We start from the raw sequence: 18,196 nt of genomic DNA on the forward strand, positions 1-18,196 counted from the left end.
CCACGAGCGGGCTGTAGTAGCGCGAGCTCATCATACAATGCACGAATGCGCTCGTCGCTCGCCTCTTAGACTTCCTTGGCGCAATGGGCGGCTCTGCCCTCTTACCTTTCCATCTTGGTTCGAAGATTACTCAGCACGGTGCTACTCCACGCTTCACCAAGGACGGTGAATGGCTGTCCGTGGCTCCAGCCGGAGCAGTGACGGAACTGGTTATTCCCACAGCATTAAGGGGGTTTTTGGCAATCGGGATCAGCGGAGGTATTGAGATATATATTTAAATCGCGCATTAAATTATTAAAAAGTGATTTAAATTGATCAACGAAACATTGTAACCCTTACTTGATGCACCTCTCATTTCGGATCGTCCATTGCAAAGAAGTGGAGAAACCACATGGCTATCCTGTTCGGTGACACCAGCGGCTCTCTCATCAAGAAGCAACATGGCGGAGACCAAACCCTTATCGGGCCGGACCCTTCCAACATGCTTTTTGGCGATGCCGGCAAAGACGTGCGCGATCATGCGGCTGGCGGGAATGACACGCTTACGACATTCGGCTCTGGAAGTCTCTTTGGCGATGCCGGCAGGAATATCACCGACCACGCAACCGGCGGCGATGATGCGCTTACGGCGCAGATTACAACCACGAACCTGGATCCTGTCACGCTCAACCTCTTCGGGGATGCGGGAGCGAACATCTCCGACGACGCAGCAGCGGGCAACGATACGCTGAACGTTCAGCTACCCGCCACACTCGACCCGGGAATAACGGTGAACACCTATGGCGACGCCGGCGAAAACCTGTCCGATCGCGCCCGTGGAGGCGTTGACAAGTTTACTTTCACCGCTGGTGGCGCCAACAAAATCGCTGCGTACGGCGACGCCGGGAAAAACATATCCGATCAAGCTGTCGGCGCCAACGACGAGTTCAACGGCCAGGCGGGCCCCAACACGGATTTGCGGTTCTATGGCGATGCTGGCGGAAGCCTCTCCAATTCCGCCCGTGGCGGCGACGACACCTTCGTGACGAGCGGTTTTGAGAGCAACAATTTCTTCTATGGCGACGCCGGACGCAATATGTCCGGTCGCGCCGCCGGCGGTAACGACAGTTTCACCGTGAGCGGCTCCAATGTTTTCAATTTTGTCTACGGCGACGCCGGCGGAAGCATGTCCGATCGCGCCAGGGGCGGCAATGATGCTTTCAATGACGCGAGCGACTTTACTTCGGCAGACCTGAACATCTTCTACGGCGACGCCGGCGCAAACATGTTCGATTTCGCCAAAGGCGGGAATGACACCTTCACGAAGACCGGAATTGGAGCGGGTACATTCTACGGCGACGCCGGCGGAAGCATGTCCGATCGTTCAGTTGGAGGCAACGATACGTTCGAAGGCAGCGATCGGACCTTACCAGGTGGAATCGACGTGGCTTACGGCGATGCTGGAAAAAGTCTGCTCGATCACGCCGTCGGAGGGAACGATACGCTGACAACACACGGCTCCGCGAACTTGTACGGCGATGCCGGCGGCAACATCGCCGGATATGCGCTCGGAGGCGATGACTCGCTGAACGCGTCGATTGCTCCAGGTTCGACGCCCATCAATCTTGCCATGTATGGGGATGCCGGCGGGAACATATCCGACTACGCTCACGGCGGTGACGACACGCTCAGTGTCACCATCACTACCCTTCCCTTCAGTATAAGCATGTATGGCGACGCTGGCGGCGACATGTCCGGCCATTCGGTCGGTGGTCACGACACATTCTCGTTTCCATTTCCCGGTCCCGGAGCTTTGCTCGGCGGCGAGCCGGTGACGATGTATGGTGATGCCGGTGGGAGCATTTTTGGTTTTGCTCACGGTGGCGATGATAGTTTCGATATTGGCATCCATGCGGGTGGCAATTTCACGCTCTATGGCGACGCCGGTAAGGACATGTCCGGGAAAGCGGCGGGAGGAGATGATACGTTCAAGCTCGCAGGCATTCAGAACAACTTCACCATCTACGGGGACGCCGGCGGCAACATGAGCGATCGTGCCGTTGGCGGCAACGACATGGTCACCGACACAGCCGGACAAGGATTTGTGACGTTCTACGGCGATGCCGGCGGAAACTTGTCCGGTTACGCCCATGGCGGCAATGACACCTTCAATGCAGGGACCGAAAACGAAACAACCTTCTACGGCGACGCGGGTGGTGAGCTAGGCGGTCATGCCATTGGGGGCGATGACACCTTGACGGGCACTCCCGATGGACCCGTTCTGGCCTATGGCGACGGCTTGAGCATGTCGGGCAACGCCCACGGTGGCAACGACAAGCTGCTGATTGCGTCGCAATTGTTCGGAACCAGCACGCTCGTAGGCGACGCTCAAACCATGTCGGACAACACCCATGGCGGCGACGACATTCTCAGCGTAACCAGCCCGGCTCAGCAGGTAGGCCCCATCACGCTCATCGGCGATGCCCAAACGATGTCCGGCAACGCTTGCGGCGGGAACGACACGCTGATCAGCGGCACGGGAAACGATGACATGTGGGGCGATGCCCAGACTATGCTTGGCAATGCCAAAGGCGGAAACGACAACTTCGCGTTCAACTTCAGCAATGGGCACGACACGATCGAGGATTTTGGTCAGGGCGTCAGTGGTGCAGGATCAGACCTGGGAACCGACAGGATCGATGTCTCGGCGCTGGGTATCGTGAATTTCAGTCAGCTCGACATCTCGGCCTTCGATCCAACAACCCAGGAAACGACGATCACGTTCAGTGCCGGCAATGACCTCGTCGTCCATAGCCAGGTCGCGCTCTCCGCCCAGGACTTCTTGTTCGCATGATAAGGGGATGAGCGGCTAGTTCCCCAGGGTGAGAGACGGCCCCGCCGAGGCCCCTCACGCGGATCGCATCGCACGATGCGATCCGACCTCTCCCCGTAAGCGGGGCGAGGTGAAGCCATTTCGCGCCTTGCGAGCTCTCTTCCCTGGGGACACAAGGGATGAGACGCCTCCGCTACTTCACCAACTCACACCCGCCCTCCGCCAACGGGCGGAACGCCTGATCGGCCGGAATCGTCGAGACCAGCTTGTAATAGTCATACGGATATTTTGACTCTTCCGGCTTCTTGACCTCGAACAGATACATCGGGTGCACGACGCGGCCGTCCTGGCGGATCGCGGTGTCGCCGAACAGCCTATCCTTGCCTTTGAACTTCTTCATCTCGGGCACGACGTTCTTGGCATTGTCGCTGCCGGTGGCGGCGACGGCGTTGAGATAAGCCAGCGTGGAAGCATAGACGCCGGCCTGATTGCCGCTCGGCATCTTGCCGTTCATGCCGGGACGCGCAGCAAAGCGCTTTGCAAACGCGCGGGTGTCGTCGTTCATGTCCCAGTAGAAGGCTTCCATGAGCTGGAGCCCTTGCGCGACCTTGATGCCCATGCCGTGGACGTCGTTGATGAAGAGCAGGAAGGCGACGAGCTTCTGGCCGCTCTGCTGGATGCCGAACTCGGCGGCCTGCTTCACGGCGTTGATGGTGTCGCCGCCCGCATTGGCGAGCCCGATCACCTGCGCCTTCGAGCTCTGCGCCTGCAACAGGAAGGACGCGAAATCGGAAGTGCCGAGCGGATGCTTGGACGAGCCCAGCACCTTGCCGCCGTGTCCTTCGATGTATTTCTGCGCCTCGGCCTCGATGCCCTTGCCGAGCGCATAGTCGACCGTGAGGAAATACCAGTCCTTGCCGCCGCGCGACATCATCGCGGCTGCCGTGGTGTTGCCGGTTGCCCAGGCGTCGTTGACCCATTGGATGGTGTTGGGCGAGCACGCCTTGCCGGTGAGATCGGAGCTTGCGGTCGAGGACGCCAGGAACGTCATGCGGCTGTCGCGCAGCAGTGAGTTGATGGACAGGCCGACCGCCGAGTTCGGGACGTCGACGATGGCGTCGACGCCCTCGACGTCGAGCCATTTGCGCGCGATGGCGTTGCCGACATCGGCCTTGTTCTGGTGGTCAGCATAGACGATCTCGACCTTGACGCCCTTGCCGCCGCTGTTGAAGTCCTCCGCTGCCATGCGCGCGGCTTCCACCGAGCCCATGCCGTTGGTGTCCTGGAAGATGCCGGAGATATCGTTGAGCACGCCGACGCGTACGACGTTGTCGGATATCTCGGCGCTCACCGCGCCGGACATCAGGCTCGCGGCCAGTGCGAGCGTCCACTTCAGATGTTTCATCGTTCCCTCCCCTGTTGGATGCGTTGGTACACCGATCGTTGCCGGTGCGGTTCAGACGTCAGACTCGCCGCTTCAGACTTGCCGCTCTGGCAGTCGCAGCACGAGCCCGTCGAGCGCGGGCGTGACCTGGATCTGGCACGACAGCCGGCTGTTCGACAGCCGCTCGCTCGCGGTGCCGTCGAGCAGCGCGTCCTCGTCCTCCGCCATGTCAGGCAGGCGCGCGAGCCAGCTGTCGTCGACATAGACGTGGCAGGTCGCACACATGGCGTTGCCGCCGCATTCGGCCAGAATGCCGTCGAGGCCGTGACGGGTCGCAGCCTGCATGGCGCTCTCGCCATCGCCGGTCTCGACGCGGTCGGACTTGCCGTCGGGATGGATGAAGGTGATGGCGGGCATCAGGACTCCTCGTCAGGCCGGGGTGATGGTGACAGGCAGGCTGTCGAGCCCACGCAGTGTGTTGTTGAAGCGGCGCTTGGGCTCGCCAGTGATCTCGATCTTGGCGATGCGCCGCGCCAGCGCCGTCAGCATCACCTCGCCTTCGAGGCGGGCGACGAGCTGGCCGACGCACATGTGGATGCCGGAGCCGAAGCCGACATGGCCGGAGGTGCGGCGAGTGATGTCGTAGCTGTCGGGCTTGTCCCAGCGCCGCGGATCGCGGTTGGCAGCAGCAAGGAACATCAGCACCTTCTCGCCCTCGCCGATCTCAGCGCCGGAGAGCTCGACATCCCGCGTGGTGGTGCGGAAGAAGGTCTGCACCGGGCTTTCGAAGCGCACGGCTTCCTCGAAGGCGCCGCGCGCGAGCGAGAGATCCTCGCGCAGGCGCTCCCATTGATCCGGGAAGCGCGCAAGGCAGTAGACCGCGGCCCCGATGCCGTTGACGGTGGTGTCGAGACCGGCCGACAACAGCGAGCGCACCAGCAGCGGCGCTTCCGTCGCCGTGATCTCGCCCTCGTCGACACGGGCGTGGATGCACGCGCCGAATCCGCCGGGAGCCAGATTGTCACGCTGGCACTGCTCGGCGACATAGGCCTGGTGCGGCGCCGAGCGTTCGATCGCCTCCTGGCGCAACTGATTAGGCGGACCGAACGCGTTGAACACCACGCTCGCATAGGGAATCAGATGCTCGCGGCCTTCCGCCTTCAGCCCGAGCGCGTCCGGAAAGATCGAGAGCGGATAGGCCTCGGCGAGATCCGCGATCGCATCGAAGCTGCGCTTCTCCAAGAGCGCATCGACCCGCGCCTCGGCTGCGGCGGCAAAGCGATCACGTACCTGCTTCATCACGGTCGGCGACAGCACCTTTGACAGCACGGCGCGGGTGCGGGTGTGCGCGGGCGGATCGGCTTCAAGGATCAGGCTCGGCGGCCGCCACGGCGTCTCCTTCTTGAAGTCGGAGAGGCCGACGCCCCGGCTGGAGCAGAAGGTCGCGGGATCGTTCAGCACGGCATGAACCTCGGCATAGCGGGCCACGCCGTAGACATTCCACTTGTCGAGATAGACCACCGGCCCGGCCTCCCGCAGCAGCTCATGCGTGGGATAGGGGTCGGCAAAAAAACTCATCGCGAAGGGGTCGACGTCGAGATGCGGGACGGACGCGGCGCCAGTTGATTCAGGGGAGCCGGATGCGGTCATGGAAGACCTCCCTCATTTTGATCTTGTGAAAGGGCGGCGCATGCCCTTAGGTCACAGCGCCCACCGCGAGCCAGAAGCCCGACATGCCTGCGCCTTCGACCAGATCCCGCCCTAAACCTGCGCCCGCCGATGTAGGACCAACGCTCGATCTCGATCGTTACGTCCCGGCGTTCGTCACCTTCATCGCCAACAAGCTCTCGAACAGCGCGACCGCGTTCTATCAGCGGCAATTCGGCGTCAACGTCACGGAATGGCGGATCATGTCGCTGCTGGCGATCGAGCCCGGCATTCCCGCCTCGCGCATCTGCCACGTCATCGGCTTCGACAAGGGGCCGGTGAGCCGGACGCTGGCCGGACTCGAGAAGCGCGGGCTGGTGTCGATCCGTACCGATCCGAATGACGGCCGCACCCATTCGATCTCGCTCACGGCGAAGGGGCGCACCACCCATGACAAGGTGATCATCGCCGCGCTCGAGCGCGAGCGGCGCCTGTTGTCCTGCCTCAGCAAGGACGAGCGCGAGGTGCTGATCGACCTCTTGCGCCGGCTGCACGAAAATCTCGGCGCGGTGACCGGCGGCACTGAGCCCTGACAAATCGCGCGCAGGGCGCCATCTGTTGTCATTCCCGGTGATGCGCGAGCGCTTGCCGACGGCACCAGTTTTGCCGCGCATTGTTTCCTCCAGATCAGACGCAGCGGTTCCCCCGCCGTCGTCCTTGTCTGGAACGGTTCGCACAAATTAGTTGCTTAGGCAACAAAAGAATTGGCAGCATATTGCGACAGGTTGGCTGGCCTAGTTTGGGAGCCCTGATCCATCCCCGTCATTGCGAGCGCAGCGAAGCATCCAGAATCTTTCCGCAGAGGGACTCTGGATTGCTTCGTCGCAAGGGCTCCTCGCAATGACGCCGTGGAGCGAGCGCGCCTCAATCACCAAGCGCCGTCTTGCTCAGCGCACGCCTAAACGCCGATCCACTCACCCGACGCCTCGTCATTCAGCCGCGCCAGGGCATCGGCACGCCGGGTCAGCACGGCGCGCTGGTTGATGTAGCCCTTGTCGGTGATCTCGCCACCGTCAACGGAGGCCGGCTCGGCGAGCAACAGCGCGCGCGTGGCATGGCCGGAGGAGTTGCCGCTCTGCTGCTTGAGTTTCACCAGCCCTTGCGCGATCGCCGACCTGACCTTGTCATGCGCCAGCACGTCGCTCAAAGCCGTGGTCTCAGGGAGCCCGGCATGGGCGCGGCATGCCGCGATGTTCGGAAACACGAGGAAGCGAACGTCATCGCCGCCATGACCGGCGACGACGATGTCCTGTGCGAGCGGCGCCAGCGCGGCGATGCCGGCGACGCGCAGCGTGCCGACGCTGACCCAGGTGCCGGAATTGAGCTTGAAGTCCTCCGCGACGCGGCCATCGAAGAACAGGCCGCGCTCCGGCCTGTCCGGATCGGCAAGCTTCACGGCATCGCCGATGAGGTAAAAGCCCTCCTCGTCGAAGGCCTGCTTGGTCAGGTCGGGCGCCTTCCAATAGCCCGGAGTGACGTTGGGCCCGCGCACGCGCACCTCCAGCTTGTCGCCGGAGGGGACGAGCTTCAACTCCGTGCCGGGAATCGGCACGCCGATATTGCCGGAGCGCTCGGCGAGAAAATGGCAGTCGCTTGCCAGCGGCGAAGTCTCGGTCGAGCCCCAGGCCGAGACCATCGGCAACGCACGGCCTACGGTCTCGACAGAAAGCTGCTCCAACGCGTCCCAGAGATTTTGCGGTAGCGCGGCGCCGGCATAGAAGGCGAATTTCACCTCGTCGAAGAAGCGGCGGCGCAGATCCTCGTCGCCCCGCAGGGCCGCGATCAGCATGTCGAAGCCGCGCGGCACGTTGAAATAGACCGTCGGCATCACGCTTTTCAGATTGGCGAGCGAGGTCGCAAACAGGCCCGGAGCAGGCTTGCCGCCGTCGATATAGAGCGCGCCGCCGTTGCGCAGCACGAGATTGAAATTATGGTTGGCGCCGAAGGTGTGGCTCCAGGGCAGCCAATCGAGGATCACGAGATCGCCGCGGCCGGGTTCGAGAAACGTCCAGGTCTGTGCCTTGGCCTGCTGGCTCGAGGTCAGCATGCGCTGGGTGTTGATGACCGCCTTCGGCGTGCCGGTCGAGCCAGAGGTGAACAGGAATTTTGCGATCGTGTCCGGCGTCACCGCGGCGAAGGCTTTTGCGACCTCACACGTTTCAGGCGTTGCCGAGACATCACGGAAAGCAAGCGCATCGGCATCGCCGGCCTTGCCGCTGACAATCTGCGCTTTGTGCAGCGGCTTGATCGCGGCGAGCGCCGCGGCAAACGGCTTCGTCGCAGAAACATAGATCGCCCCCGGCTGAAGCAGCGATATCATACCCTTGAGCTTGTCGAAATCCTTCGACATCAGCGAATAGGCCGGCGAGATCGCAGCAGAGGGAACGCCGACATGCTGGGCGGCCAGCGCGAGCAGCGCGTGATCGATGCTATTGTCGGAGAGGATGACGACGGGGCGTTCGGCGCTGAGCTTCTGCGCCAGGATCCAGGACGCCGCCGCGCGAACCCGACGCAGGGCACCCGCGTAGGTCATGATGGCCCAAGGCGTATCGGCGCCGTCGCGCTCGGCAAGGAAGATCGTGTCGGGCGTCTGGCGCGCCCATTGCTCCAGCCAGTCGCCGATGCAGCGCGCCCCCTCTCGTAATGGCTCGGGCGAGCGCAGCACGATGCTGCCGTCGTCGCGATGCTCTGCGACGGTCCTTGGCGTTGCGAACAGGCCAGCAACGTCACCGCGTGAAGCGGTTGTCATGATTTCCTCCTCGCCTGAAACCCGGATTGGCCGCAGCCTCGTTCCGGGCTGCTTCGGTCATAATGTTGGGCACGACAATTGTTGTCGTCAACAACAATCTTCCGCCCCGCCCGTCAAGGCGCTAAGGTCGGGCGCAGGAGACACGATGTGACGACCAGCGCAGCCCAGACCTCCCCGCGCAAACGAGCCGGCAACGGCGCGGCGCAGCGGAACGACGCAGATGAAATCGGCCTCGACGCCCTGGTCGGGCACGCCGGCTACGCGGTGCGGCGCTTCCAGATCTGGATCTTCCAGGATTTCATCAAGACGCTGGGCGAGGTCGACATCCGGCCGACGCAATATTCGGTGCTGACGGTGATCGGCGCCAATCCGGGCCTGTCTCAGATGGCGGTGGCCAAGCGCCTCGGCATCGAGCGTGCCCGGCTGGTGCATCTGCTCGACAGCCTCGAACAGCGCAAATATTTGAAGCGGATCAAGTCGAGGACGGACCGACGCTCGCACGCGCTGCATCTCACCGCGCAGGGCGCGACGGCGCTGGCCAGGTTCAAGCGCCTCGCAGCCGAGCACGAGCGGCATGTCGAGGCGAAGATCGGCAGAGAGAACCGGGAAGCGCTGCTCCGGATCCTCGCCGACTTCACCTGACGCCAACTGCCCACAATTTAAGCAAGCGCGCGTAACCAGGGGGTCGCGCTCGTCCTCGATCTCTCCCCAAACATCTGATCTTACGATAATATTCGGAGCAATCAGCCCGCGCCGATCCTGTACACAATGGCACATCGCTTGCTTCAAGCCGGGTAAGGACACGATGCCGGAGTTTTGTCGCCATGGGGGCTGAGCAGCCTGAAACGATCGCCGCGATTGTGGCCGCACATCGCGCGGGCACGCTGATGCCGGCGCAAACGGTCGCACGCACCTATCAGCGCATCCGCGACCACGACGATCCCGCCATCTTCATCACCCTGCGCGACGAGAAGGATGCGATCGCGGAAGCCGAGAGACTTGCCGCACGCGCGGATGCCGCCAGCCTGCCACTCTACGGCGTGCCTATTGCGGTGAAGGACAATATCGACGCGCTGGGATTTCCGACCACCGCGGCGTGCCCGGCCTTCTCCTACACGCCGGCGCATGATTCCACCGCCGTGGCGCGCCTGCGCGCCGCAGGCGCCATCATCGTCGGCAAGACCAATCTCGACCAGTTCGCGACCGGTCTCGTCGGCGTGCGCTCGCCCTACGGCGTTCCCAGGAACGCGATCCGCGACGATCTCATTCCCGGCGGCTCCAGTTCGGGATCGGCGACGGCTGTCGGCGCAGGGCTGGTGCCGCTGTCACTGGGAACGGACACCGCCGGCAGCGGCCGGGTGCCGGCGATGCTGAACAACATCGTCGGCCTGAAGCCGAGCCTCGGCATGATCTCGACCGCGGGCCTGGTGCCGGCCTGTCGCACGCTCGACTGCATCTCGGTCTTCGCCTTGACGGTGGACGATGCCGCCCTCGCGCTCTCCGTGCTGGCAGGGCCCGACCATGCCGATCCGTTCTCGCGCGACCGGCCGCTTCAGCCGCTCACGCCGTTCCCGGCAAATCTGCGCCTCGGTGTGCCCCGCAACGGGCAGTTGATCTTCTTCGGCGACAAGAAATCGGAAAACGCCTATGCCGATGCGCTGAAGCGCTGGACCGCGCTTGGGGCTGATCTGGTCGAATTCGATCTCGAGCCGTTCTACGAGACGGCTCGGCTGCTCTATGAAGGGCCCTGGGTCGCCGAGCGCTATCTCGTGATCAAGAATCTGCTCGCCTCGGCACCCGATGCGATCCATCCGGTGACGCGCGAGATCACCGCGGCCGGCGCGCGGCTGACCGCTGCGGAAACCTTCTCGGCGCTCTACCGCCTGCAGGGCCTGCGCAAGATCGCCGAGCGCACGTTTGCGAATATCGACGCGCTGGTTCTGCCGACGGCGCCGACGGCCTACACCACCGCGCAGGTGCTCGCCAATCCGATCGAGCTCAACAGCCGGCTCGGCACCTACACCAATTTCGTGAACCTGCTCGATCTCTGCGGCCTCGCGGTGCCGGCTTCGATGCGCACCGACGGCATTCCGTTCGGCATCACGCTGCTCGCCCCTGCAGGAAGCGACGCGCGGCTCGCCAGCATTGGCCGCGCATTCCATGCCGATACGAAGCTGAGCCTGGGTGCAAAAGGCGTGGCACAGGCCCCGCTCGCGCCGCTGCCTGCAAACGGCGGCGACGAGATTCCGATCGCCGTGGTCGGCGCGCATCTCTCCGGCATGGTGCTGAACGGCGAATTGACGGCACTGAACGGGCGCCTGATCGAGGCGACAAGAACCGCGCCGGACTACAAGCTCTATGCACTCAAGACCACGCCGCCGAAGCCGGGCATGCTGCGCGTCGAAGCCGGCAAGGGCGCCGCGATCGAGCTGGAGATCTGGTCGCTGTCGTCGTCCGCCTTCGGCAAGTTCGTCAACGCGATCCCTGCGCCGATGGCGATCGGCACGGTGCGGCTTGCCGACGGGCGCAGCGTGAAGGGATTTCTCGTGGAGCCGGAAGTGCTGGGCGAAGCGCGAGATATCACTGCGTATGGGGGCTGGCGGAAGTTTATTGCGGAAGGTGCGACGGGGTGAACTCCGTAGGGTGGGTTAGCGCAGCGTAACCCACCTCTTCTGCTTCTGCGGATATGAACAGTGGTGGGTTACGCCTTCGGCTAACCCACCCTACGGCACCGCGTGTGCCGCCCTACACCGACACAGCGTAAATCTCGTACTCCCCACGCACCAGCTCGATATGCGCGCGCATCGCCGCTGCCGCGCCGTGCTTGTCGCCGCGCATGATGGCGACGACGACGCGGTCGTGTTCGGCCTGCGACTTGGCGAGGCGCCCGAGATTGCGGAACTGGGCGCGGCGAAACGGCTGCACACGGACGCGCGTGGCCAGCGTGATCTCGGCGATGTAGCCGTTCTGAGAACCCGCATAGATCGCGTTGTGGAAGCGCTCGTTGACCTCGTGGAAGCGTTCGGGATTGCCGGCATGGCTCAGCACGCGAAGCTCTTCGTGAATGGCCTCTAAGCCATTGCGCTCCGCGGCGGACATGCGTTCGGCGGCAAGCCCGGCACACAATGCCTCGAGCTCGGCCATTGCCTCGAACATGCTGGTCAGCCGCTCGATCGAGGGCTGCGCCACCACCGCGCCGCGATGGGCGCGCGCCTCGACGAGGCCGCTCGCCACCAGCTGGCGCAGCGCCTCGCGCACCGGGGTGCGTGAGACGCTGAAGCGCCGTGCGATGTCGGTTTCGTCCAGCGGCGCGCCGGGCGCCAGGGTTCCGCGCACGATCTCGTCGGCAAGTTGAAGCCGCAGCTCCTCGGCGCGCGTGATCTTGTGCAGGCTGGGTTGCGCCCGGTCGACCCGTGGCACCACCGACTCGGCCGGCAGCGTCCCGGGCGGAAGATCGTCAAGCGTCATACGGTCAGGTCTCTTTCGACTCGTCGATGATGCTGACATGGGCGGCGACGACGCGCCAGCCCTCCGGGAAGCGAATCCAGGTTTGCATCTGCCGGCCGACCTTGCCGGGAGCGGTGTCGCGATAGAACAGGGTGGAGGCCACGGCCGTGTCGCGGCCAAAGCTGGATATGACGGTCTTTGCGGTGCGACGGTTCAGGCCGACCGGCGAGCGCGCAGCGCGGAAGCCGGAGATCGCCTCATAGCCATAGAGGTTCTCGCCGATGCCGTAGCGCAGCGTGCGGGGGTCGTTGCGGAAGAGCTCGCCGAGCACGGCGACGTCGTTGATGACGAGGGCCTGCTCATAGCGCTCGAACGCGGCTTTGACTTCCGCGATCACGTCGGGGAGATCGATCTCCATCTCAGAATCCTCTTGGGGACGGCGCCGACACAACGCCCATCTGTTCCAATGCGTACGCGACGCGCAGCGCGATGTCCTCACGCCAGGGCGCGCAAATGATCTGCACGCCGATCGGCAGTGGCTCGAGCGGCACCGGCACCGCGACCACCGGCAGGCCGACGAACGAGATCGGCTGGGTGTGGATGCCGATATTGGCGCGCACCGGCAGCTCGAGACCGTCGAGAGTGAAGTTCACCTGTCCCAGCCTCGGCGCGGTGCAAGGCGTTGCCGGCGCGAGCAGCACGTCGACGGATTTGAAGATCTCGGCGAGCTGCGCACGATACCAGCGGCGGAACTTTTGCGCGCGGTCGACCAGCGGCGCCGGCACCATGGCGCCGGCAATCAGCCGGTCGCGCACGGCCGGATCGAAATCGTTCGGACGCTTGCGCAGACGATCGAGATGCAGCGAAGCGCCTTCGGTGGTGGTGATGACGTAAGCGGCGGCGCGGGCGCGCGAAGCCTCGGGGATGTCGACCACTTGCGTCGTACCAAGCGCCTTGGCGACGCGACTGACGGCCTCGACGGCTTCCGGAAACACGTTCTTCTGGAAGTGTCCGCCGGCGATCGCGATGCGCAGGTCCGAAACCGGATTGGCGAGCAACGGCAGCGTCGGCTCCAGCCCGCGCGTCGTGCAAGCGCCATCGTCGGCATCCGGCCCCTGCATCGCGTCATAGGCGAGCGCGAGATCAGTGACGGAGCGCGCGAACGGGCCGAGATGATCGAGGCTTGCCACGAACGGGAACGAGCGCGCCCGCGACAGCCGGCCATAGGTCGGCTTCAATCCGAAGATGCCGCAGAAGGACGACGGCACGCGGATCGAGCCATTGGTGTCCGATCCAAGCGCGATCGGCACCAGCGCGCCGCCGACGGCGCTGCCCGAACCGCCGGAGGAGCCGCCGGTCATCCGCGTCGTATCATGCGGATTGCGCGAGGGGCCGTCATGGACGTTCTCGCCGGTGAAGTCATAGGCGTATTCGCCCATGTTGAGTGCGCCGACCAGAACCGCGCCAGCCGCTTCCATGCGCTCGATCAGCGTGGCATCGCGCTTGGCAGGAGCGAGGTCGCGATTGATCTTCGAGCCGGCGCGCGTCGGGAGGCCCGCAACATCAAAGAGGTTCTTCACCGCGAAGGGCACGCCGGCGAGCGGGCCCGCCTCCTTTCCCGCCGCGATGTCGGCATCGATCGCGCGCGCTTTCGCACGGGCGCGATCGGCGGTGACGTCGGTGAAGGAATTGAGGACGCCGTCGTGCTGCGTGATGCGCGCGAGCGCGGCTTCGGTGGCAGCGAGCGCCGACAATTGACCACCGGCCACCGCTTTCGCGATGTCGGCAGCATTCATCTCTGGCTTGGTGGTCATGACGACGTCAGGCCGTGAAGATCGGCGCCGGCTCGGTCTCATCCGGCAGCGCGAATTCGTCGACGAGACGGGCAAGCCGCAGCGAGACTTCGAGGTTGGCTCGCACCGCGGGCCTCCAGGCCTCCTCGACCGGCAGCGCCAGCGCTTGCGATACGGCGTCGATATAGTCGTCCAGGGGTTCGGCCATCACGCTCTCAAACAATCAGTGCACTTTCAGTGTATCTGCCAACGGCGGATGCGGGATCGCCGTCAGCAGCTCCTTGGTGTCGTCGTCCTTGAGTTCGCGGAGCACCTGCTCGACGATCCATCCCGTCCGCATCACAATGACACGATCGCACCGCAAGCGCATCACATTCAAATCATGCGAGACGAACTGGTGCGGGAAACGGTCGAGCAGATTGTGCGGCAGTCCGAAGTCCCTTCAAAAAGTGCGAAAACAACCCCATGCACAGTAGAATGGGATTGATTTCATTGGAGAATATCCGCCGGATATCCGGTCATTGCGAGCGCGGCGAAGCAATCCGGCATCTCTCCGCGGAGACAGTCCGGATAGCTTCGCTGCGCTCGCAATGACGGGTTCGATGGAGCGCTCACCCCGGCCAGATCAGCTCCTGCAGCGCGACCAGATCCGCCGCCTTCTCCTGCCAGCCCTCGATCCAGATGTGGCTGTTGAGGTCGCTGGCGCGGTGCAGCAGCATCAGGGCCATCAGGCGGCGCTTGAGCGCGAAATCGAGCTTTGCATAACCAAAGCCCGCGAGCAGGCTGCGCACCCTGCCCGGCCGGCCCGCCGCCATGAAGGCGCTGGGGCCGAGCAGGTCGTAATCGCGCCATCCCGCCAGGACGTCGCCGAAGTCGAACAGGCCGGCGAGCGACCATTGGCCGTCATCGCAGGCGAGCAGAAAGTTCTCCGGAATGTATTCGCCGATCAGGATCACCGGCGGCGCATCCATCGGAATGAGCTTTGCGGCGTCGCGCAGGAGGTCGTCGAGGCCGGCGAGGAATTTTGGCGCAAGGCCAAGACGCGTGTGCCTGGCCCGGCAACCCAGCATCTGCTGACGCATGAAGTCGTCCCAGCGCGGCTCGATCTGCGCGAGCGCTCCGAGTGGCGCGCGCTGCACGGCGGCGATGGTCTCGCCAATCTGGCGCAGGACGCGCTCCTTCTGCGCTTCCGCCAATTGCGGCCAGACTTCCGAGCCGAGCGTGCCGGCAAGGCGTGTCATGACGAGATAGGGCCAGCCGTCGCGCGTCCCTTCTGCGACGATCTCGGGGATCGGCAGATGAAGCCGGCCGGCAAGCTGCGTCAGCGACCCGCGCTCGGAGATGAATTGCGCGCGCAGCAGCGGCGGGAAGATCTTCAGGATCAGCTTTTCACCGAGGCCGACGACGAGATTGGTGCCGGTCGAAAACACCTGCGGCGAGCTGATATCGAGACCATGGCTGCGCGCGATGTCGAGTGCGATAGGAAGCCATTGCGGGGAAGCGGAACGAAAGGCGCGAAAGCTTGCCGCGTCAGCGCAAGCCGGCAATGTTTGCGATGGAGCGATGGTCATTCGCGTGCTTTTGATTGTTCCGGTCCGCGTCAAGAAGACGGTGCACCTCTCCCGCTTGCGGGAGAGGTCGCGCCGAAGGCGCGGGTGAGGGTTCTCTCCTCTAGGGGATTGTCCCGTTGCGGAGACACCCTCTCCCCAACCCTCCCCCGCAAGCGGGGGAGGGAGCGCACCGCGGTTGCGGCTGCAGTGATATCCGATCGCGGCATACTACCGGTCCGGGCTGGCGCGCTCGAACTGGCGCAGCAGCTTGTTGCCGCGCTCGACGGCGGAATCGAGCGCGTCTTGCGCGCTCTTCTGGCCGGAAAAGGCCTGCTCCAGCTCGTCCTCGATCGCACCGCGGATCAGCACGAAAGAGCCGAGCCGGATGCCCTTCGAATTCTCAGTCGGCGGATTGAGCGTGATCTCCTCGAACGAGATCGCCGAGCCCGGATTGCGTTCGTAGAATCCCTGCGCGCGCGTCAGCTCGAAGGCGGCGCGGGTGATCGGCAGGTACCCGGTGTTCTGATGCCAGGCAGCCTGAACGCCGGGCTGCGACAGATAGGCGAAGAACCGCGCCACGCCCTTGTATTCCTCGCGCGGCCGGTCGCGCAGCACCCAGAGCGTGGCTCCGCCGATGATCGAATTCTGCGGCGCGCCCTTCACGTCGGGCCAGTACGGCATGATGCCGTAGCCGATCTCGAATTTCGAATTCGCCTTGATGTCGGCGCGCGTCGCCGAGGAGCCGATGAAGATGCCGCATTCGCCTTTCTGGAAGCGCGGTTCGGCCGACTGCCCGCGGCCGCTATAGTCGAACAGCTTGGTCTTCTGCCACTCCCTGAGCGCTGCGATGTGGTGCACGAGAGACGGGTTGTTGATGGTCAATTCCGCATCCAGCCCGGCAAAGCCGTTCGCCCGCGTCGCCAGCGGCAGATTGTGGAAGGCGGAGAAATTCTCGACATGGATCCAGGACGGCCAGGACGTGGTGAAGCCGCAGGCGGCGCCACGCTCGCGCAGGCGCTTTGCGGCGGCGCCCAATTCCGGCCAGGTCTTCGGCGGCGTCTCCGGATCGAGGCCCGCATCGCGGAACATGGTCTTGTTGTAATAGAGGATCGGCGTCGAGGAGTTGAACGGGAACGACAACAGATTGCCGGCCGCATCGGTGTAGTAGCCGGACACGGCGGGAAGGTAATCGCCCAGCGAGAATGGTTCGCCCTGGTCCCGCATCAGGCTGAACACCGGATAGATCGCGCCCTTGGCCGCGGTCATGGTGGCGGTGGCGACCTCGTTGACCTGGACGATCGCCGGCTGGCTGCGCGAGCGGAAGGCGAAGATCGCCGCCGTCACCGTCTCGGTGTAGTTGCCCTTGTAAGCAGGCACGATGCGGTAGTCGGATTGCGAGGCGTTGAAGTCGGCGGCGAGCTTGTCGAGCTGCCGGCCGAGCTCGCCGGACATGGCGTGCCACCAGGCGATCTCGGTTGCTGCCTGCGCCTTCGAGATGAAGGTGAGGGCCGCGACGGCGGCAAGGACCGGCAAAAGGCGCAATGTTGACATCACGATGGCTCTTCCCACCTGGCGCGCCAAACGGCGTCCCCCTGCTTAAGGCGCGGCATTTGCGGTTTCAACCGGGAATGCGCGCCGGCCGCGCCGCACAATCGGCCCCCGGGCGCGGCGCGGGGTGGCCTTCCCTTAACCATTTGCTAGATTGCGTTGAACCTTTTCCTTCCGCCATAGACTCCACCACTGAGGGGTTGAGTGTGCCAGTGCTGAGCCGTGCCGAATTCTCGCGGTCCGGGGTGATCTTCGTCGCGCTTCTGCTTGCCGTCTGTACGACGGGCGCCGTCGCACGCGAATTTCGCGCCGCCGACACCCAGACCGAGGACTATCCGACCGTCCAGGCGCTGCGCTACATGGGCGCCCTGATCGCCGAGCGCACCGGCGGCCGGCACGAAATAAAGGTTTTCCACTCTCGCCAGCTTGGTGAGGAAAAGGAGACCATCGAGCAGACCCGGGCCGGCGCCATCGACCTCAACCGGACCAACGTGGCGCTGATCGGCAATTTCGTCCCGGCGATGAACGTGCTCGCCATGCCGTTCCTGTTTCGGTCCATCGAGCACATGCAGAAGGTGCTGGACGGGCCGATCGGCAGCGAGATCCTGAATAGTTTCCAGCCCTATGGCTTCGTCGGGCTCGCCTTCTACGATTCCGGCGCGCGCTCGATCTACAACGGCGTCCGTCCCGTGAAGACCGTCGCCGATCTCAAGGGATTGCGGATCCGGGTGCAGCAGTCGGAGTTGATGAGCCAGATGATGCGTTCGCTCGGCGCCGAACCGGTGGAGCTGCCTTACGGGCAGGTGCTCACCGGGCTCGCCAACCATCTGATCGACGGCGCCGAAAACAACTGGCCATCCTTCGTGACGACAGACCATTACAAACATGCCGGCCATTACACGCTCACCGAGCACACGATGAGCCCGGAAGTGCTGGTGATCTCGCTTAAGGCCTGGAAAAGCCTCTCGGCGGAGGAGCAGACGATCTTCAGGGAGGCCGCGCAGCGCTCCAGCCGCTTCATGCGCGAGAAATGGCGCGACCTCGAGGAGCAGTCGCAGCGCAAGGCCCAGGACGCGGGCGTCACCATCGTCAAGGACATCGACCACAAGTCGTTCGAGGAAGCGATGGCTCCGATCTATGCCAAGGCCGCACGCGATCCGGCCGCCGCCGCGCTGATCGAACGCATTCGCAAGGTGGAGTGAGCCC

At 64.1% G+C, this 18,196-nt stretch carries 15 protein-coding genes and 1 pseudogene; 5 read left to right on the forward strand and 11 right to left on the reverse strand.

Annotated features, from left to right (window positions below):
* The first annotated feature begins 391 nt into the window (after nucleotides 1–391).
* Complete coding sequence (locus tag NLM27_RS30750; RefSeq protein ID WP_254146839.1) at nucleotides 392–2,833, forward strand: hypothetical protein; 2,442 nt, start codon at nucleotides 392–394, stop codon at nucleotides 2,831–2,833.
* Between the two features lie 172 nt (nucleotides 2,834–3,005).
* Here NLM27_RS30750 and NLM27_RS30755 read toward each other — a convergent pair whose 3' ends face one another.
* The 3 genes from NLM27_RS30755 to NLM27_RS30765 form a co-directional block, all read right to left on the reverse strand.
* Complete coding sequence (locus NLM27_RS30755; protein WP_254146840.1) at nucleotides 3,006–4,217, reverse strand: ABC transporter substrate-binding protein; 1,212 nt, start codon at nucleotides 4,215–4,217, stop codon at nucleotides 3,006–3,008.
* 72 nt (nucleotides 4,218–4,289) lie between these two features.
* The gene (locus NLM27_RS30760; RefSeq protein ID WP_254146841.1) at nucleotides 4,290–4,613 is read right to left on the reverse strand and encodes a 2Fe-2S iron-sulfur cluster-binding protein; all 324 of its coding nucleotides are present in this window, start codon (nucleotides 4,611–4,613) and stop codon (nucleotides 4,290–4,292) included.
* Between the two features lie 12 nt (nucleotides 4,614–4,625).
* Nucleotides 4,626–5,846 carry a cytochrome P450 gene (locus NLM27_RS30765; RefSeq protein ID WP_254146842.1) on the reverse strand — a complete coding sequence of 407 codons (1,221 nt, stop codon included), beginning with the start codon at nucleotides 5,844–5,846 and terminating at the stop codon, nucleotides 4,626–4,628.
* 83 nt (nucleotides 5,847–5,929) lie between these two features.
* Between NLM27_RS30765 and NLM27_RS30770 the strand changes: the two genes are divergently transcribed.
* Nucleotides 5,930–6,436 carry a MarR family winged helix-turn-helix transcriptional regulator gene (locus NLM27_RS30770; RefSeq protein ID WP_254146843.1) on the forward strand — a complete coding sequence of 169 codons (507 nt, stop codon included), beginning with the start codon at nucleotides 5,930–5,932 and terminating at the stop codon, nucleotides 6,434–6,436.
* A gap of 365 nt (nucleotides 6,437–6,801) precedes the next feature.
* Here the strand turns inward: NLM27_RS30770 and NLM27_RS30775 are convergent, their stop codons facing one another.
* Entirely contained in the window at nucleotides 6,802–8,652 is a 1,851-nt protein-coding gene (locus tag NLM27_RS30775; protein WP_254146844.1) for a feruloyl-CoA synthase, read from the reverse strand.
* Nucleotides 8,653–8,799: 147 nt separating this feature from the next.
* Between NLM27_RS30775 and NLM27_RS30780 the strand changes: the two genes are divergently transcribed.
* A complete protein-coding gene (locus NLM27_RS30780) occupies nucleotides 8,800–9,294 on the forward strand; it encodes a MarR family transcriptional regulator (RefSeq protein WP_254146845.1) in 495 nt (164 codons plus the stop codon).
* 182 nt (nucleotides 9,295–9,476) lie between these two features.
* Nucleotides 9,477–11,285: an allophanate hydrolase gene (gene atzF, locus NLM27_RS30785; protein ID WP_254146846.1), complete on the forward strand. Its 1,809-nt coding sequence runs from the start codon at nucleotides 9,477–9,479 to the stop codon at nucleotides 11,283–11,285.
* Nucleotides 11,286–11,397: 112 nt separating this feature from the next.
* On the opposite strand, the gene NLM27_RS30790 is transcribed toward atzF, so the two are convergent.
* The 7 genes and pseudogenes from NLM27_RS30790 to ugpB form a co-directional block, all read right to left on the reverse strand.
* A complete protein-coding gene (locus NLM27_RS30790; RefSeq protein ID WP_254146848.1) occupies nucleotides 11,398–12,120 on the reverse strand; it encodes a GntR family transcriptional regulator in 723 nt (240 codons plus the stop codon).
* A 4-nt stretch (nucleotides 12,121–12,124) separates the two neighbouring features.
* Nucleotides 12,125–12,517: an oxalurate catabolism protein HpxZ gene (gene hpxZ / locus NLM27_RS30795; RefSeq protein ID WP_254146849.1), complete on the reverse strand. Its 393-nt coding sequence runs from the start codon at nucleotides 12,515–12,517 to the stop codon at nucleotides 12,125–12,127.
* Nucleotide 12,518: 1 nt separating this feature from the next.
* A complete protein-coding gene (locus tag NLM27_RS30800) occupies nucleotides 12,519–13,913 on the reverse strand; it encodes an AtzE family amidohydrolase (protein WP_254146850.1) in 1,395 nt (464 codons plus the stop codon).
* A gap of 7 nt (nucleotides 13,914–13,920) precedes the next feature.
* Nucleotides 13,921–14,100 carry a DUF4089 domain-containing protein gene (locus tag NLM27_RS30805; RefSeq protein WP_254146851.1) on the reverse strand — a complete coding sequence of 60 codons (180 nt, stop codon included), beginning with the start codon at nucleotides 14,098–14,100 and terminating at the stop codon, nucleotides 13,921–13,923.
* A gap of 15 nt (nucleotides 14,101–14,115) precedes the next feature.
* Nucleotides 14,116–14,325: pseudogene (locus NLM27_RS44185) on the reverse strand (hypothetical protein); the annotation flags it as partial.
* Between the two features lie 178 nt (nucleotides 14,326–14,503).
* A complete protein-coding gene (locus NLM27_RS30810; RefSeq protein WP_254146852.1) occupies nucleotides 14,504–15,463 on the reverse strand; it encodes a phosphotransferase in 960 nt (319 codons plus the stop codon).
* A 207-nt stretch (nucleotides 15,464–15,670) separates the two neighbouring features.
* Nucleotides 15,671–16,993, reverse strand: a complete 1,323-nt coding sequence (gene ugpB / locus NLM27_RS30815) for a sn-glycerol-3-phosphate ABC transporter substrate-binding protein UgpB (protein WP_254146853.1) — start codon at nucleotides 16,991–16,993, stop codon at nucleotides 15,671–15,673.
* A gap of 203 nt (nucleotides 16,994–17,196) precedes the next feature.
* Here ugpB and NLM27_RS30820 point away from each other — a divergent pair, with 203 nt between their 5' ends.
* Entirely contained in the window at nucleotides 17,197–18,192 is a 996-nt protein-coding gene (locus tag NLM27_RS30820; protein WP_309144771.1) for a TRAP transporter substrate-binding protein, read from the forward strand.
* Nucleotides 18,193–18,196 lie beyond the last annotated feature (4 nt).

It is taken from the genome of Bradyrhizobium sp. CCGB12 (assembly GCF_024199845.1).
In the GTDB taxonomy this organism is placed as follows: domain Bacteria; phylum Pseudomonadota; class Alphaproteobacteria; order Rhizobiales; family Xanthobacteraceae; genus Bradyrhizobium.

Excerpts from the sequence above, each read along its gene's own strand:
- NLM27_RS30750 (WP_254146839.1), top strand. The coding sequence starts at position 392 with ATGGCTATCCTGTTCGGTGACACCAGCGGCTCTCTCATCAAGAAGCAA.
- NLM27_RS30755 (WP_254146840.1), bottom strand. The coding sequence starts at position 4,217 with ATGAAACATCTGAAGTGGACGCTCGCACTGGCCGCGAGCCTGATGTCC.
- NLM27_RS30760 (WP_254146841.1), bottom strand. The coding sequence starts at position 4,613 with ATGCCCGCCATCACCTTCATCCATCCCGACGGCAAGTCCGACCGCGTC.
- NLM27_RS30765 (WP_254146842.1), bottom strand. The coding sequence starts at position 5,846 with ATGACCGCATCCGGCTCCCCTGAATCAACTGGCGCCGCGTCCGTCCCG.
- NLM27_RS30770 (WP_254146843.1), top strand. The coding sequence starts at position 5,930 with ATGCCTGCGCCTTCGACCAGATCCCGCCCTAAACCTGCGCCCGCCGAT.
- NLM27_RS30775 (WP_254146844.1), bottom strand. The coding sequence starts at position 8,652 with ATGACAACCGCTTCACGCGGTGACGTTGCTGGCCTGTTCGCAACGCCA.
- atzF (WP_254146846.1), top strand. The coding sequence starts at position 9,477 with ATGGGGGCTGAGCAGCCTGAAACGATCGCCGCGATTGTGGCCGCACAT.
- NLM27_RS30790 (WP_254146848.1), bottom strand. The coding sequence starts at position 12,120 with ATGACGCTTGACGATCTTCCGCCCGGGACGCTGCCGGCCGAGTCGGTG.
- hpxZ (WP_254146849.1), bottom strand. The coding sequence starts at position 12,517 with ATGGAGATCGATCTCCCCGACGTGATCGCGGAAGTCAAAGCCGCGTTC.
- NLM27_RS30800 (WP_254146850.1), bottom strand. The coding sequence starts at position 13,913 with ATGACCACCAAGCCAGAGATGAATGCTGCCGACATCGCGAAAGCGGTG.
- NLM27_RS30805 (WP_254146851.1), bottom strand. The coding sequence starts at position 14,100 with ATGGCCGAACCCCTGGACGACTATATCGACGCCGTATCGCAAGCGCTG.
- NLM27_RS30810 (WP_254146852.1), bottom strand. The coding sequence starts at position 15,463 with ATGACCATCGCTCCATCGCAAACATTGCCGGCTTGCGCTGACGCGGCA.
- ugpB (WP_254146853.1), bottom strand. The coding sequence starts at position 16,993 with ATGTCAACATTGCGCCTTTTGCCGGTCCTTGCCGCCGTCGCGGCCCTC.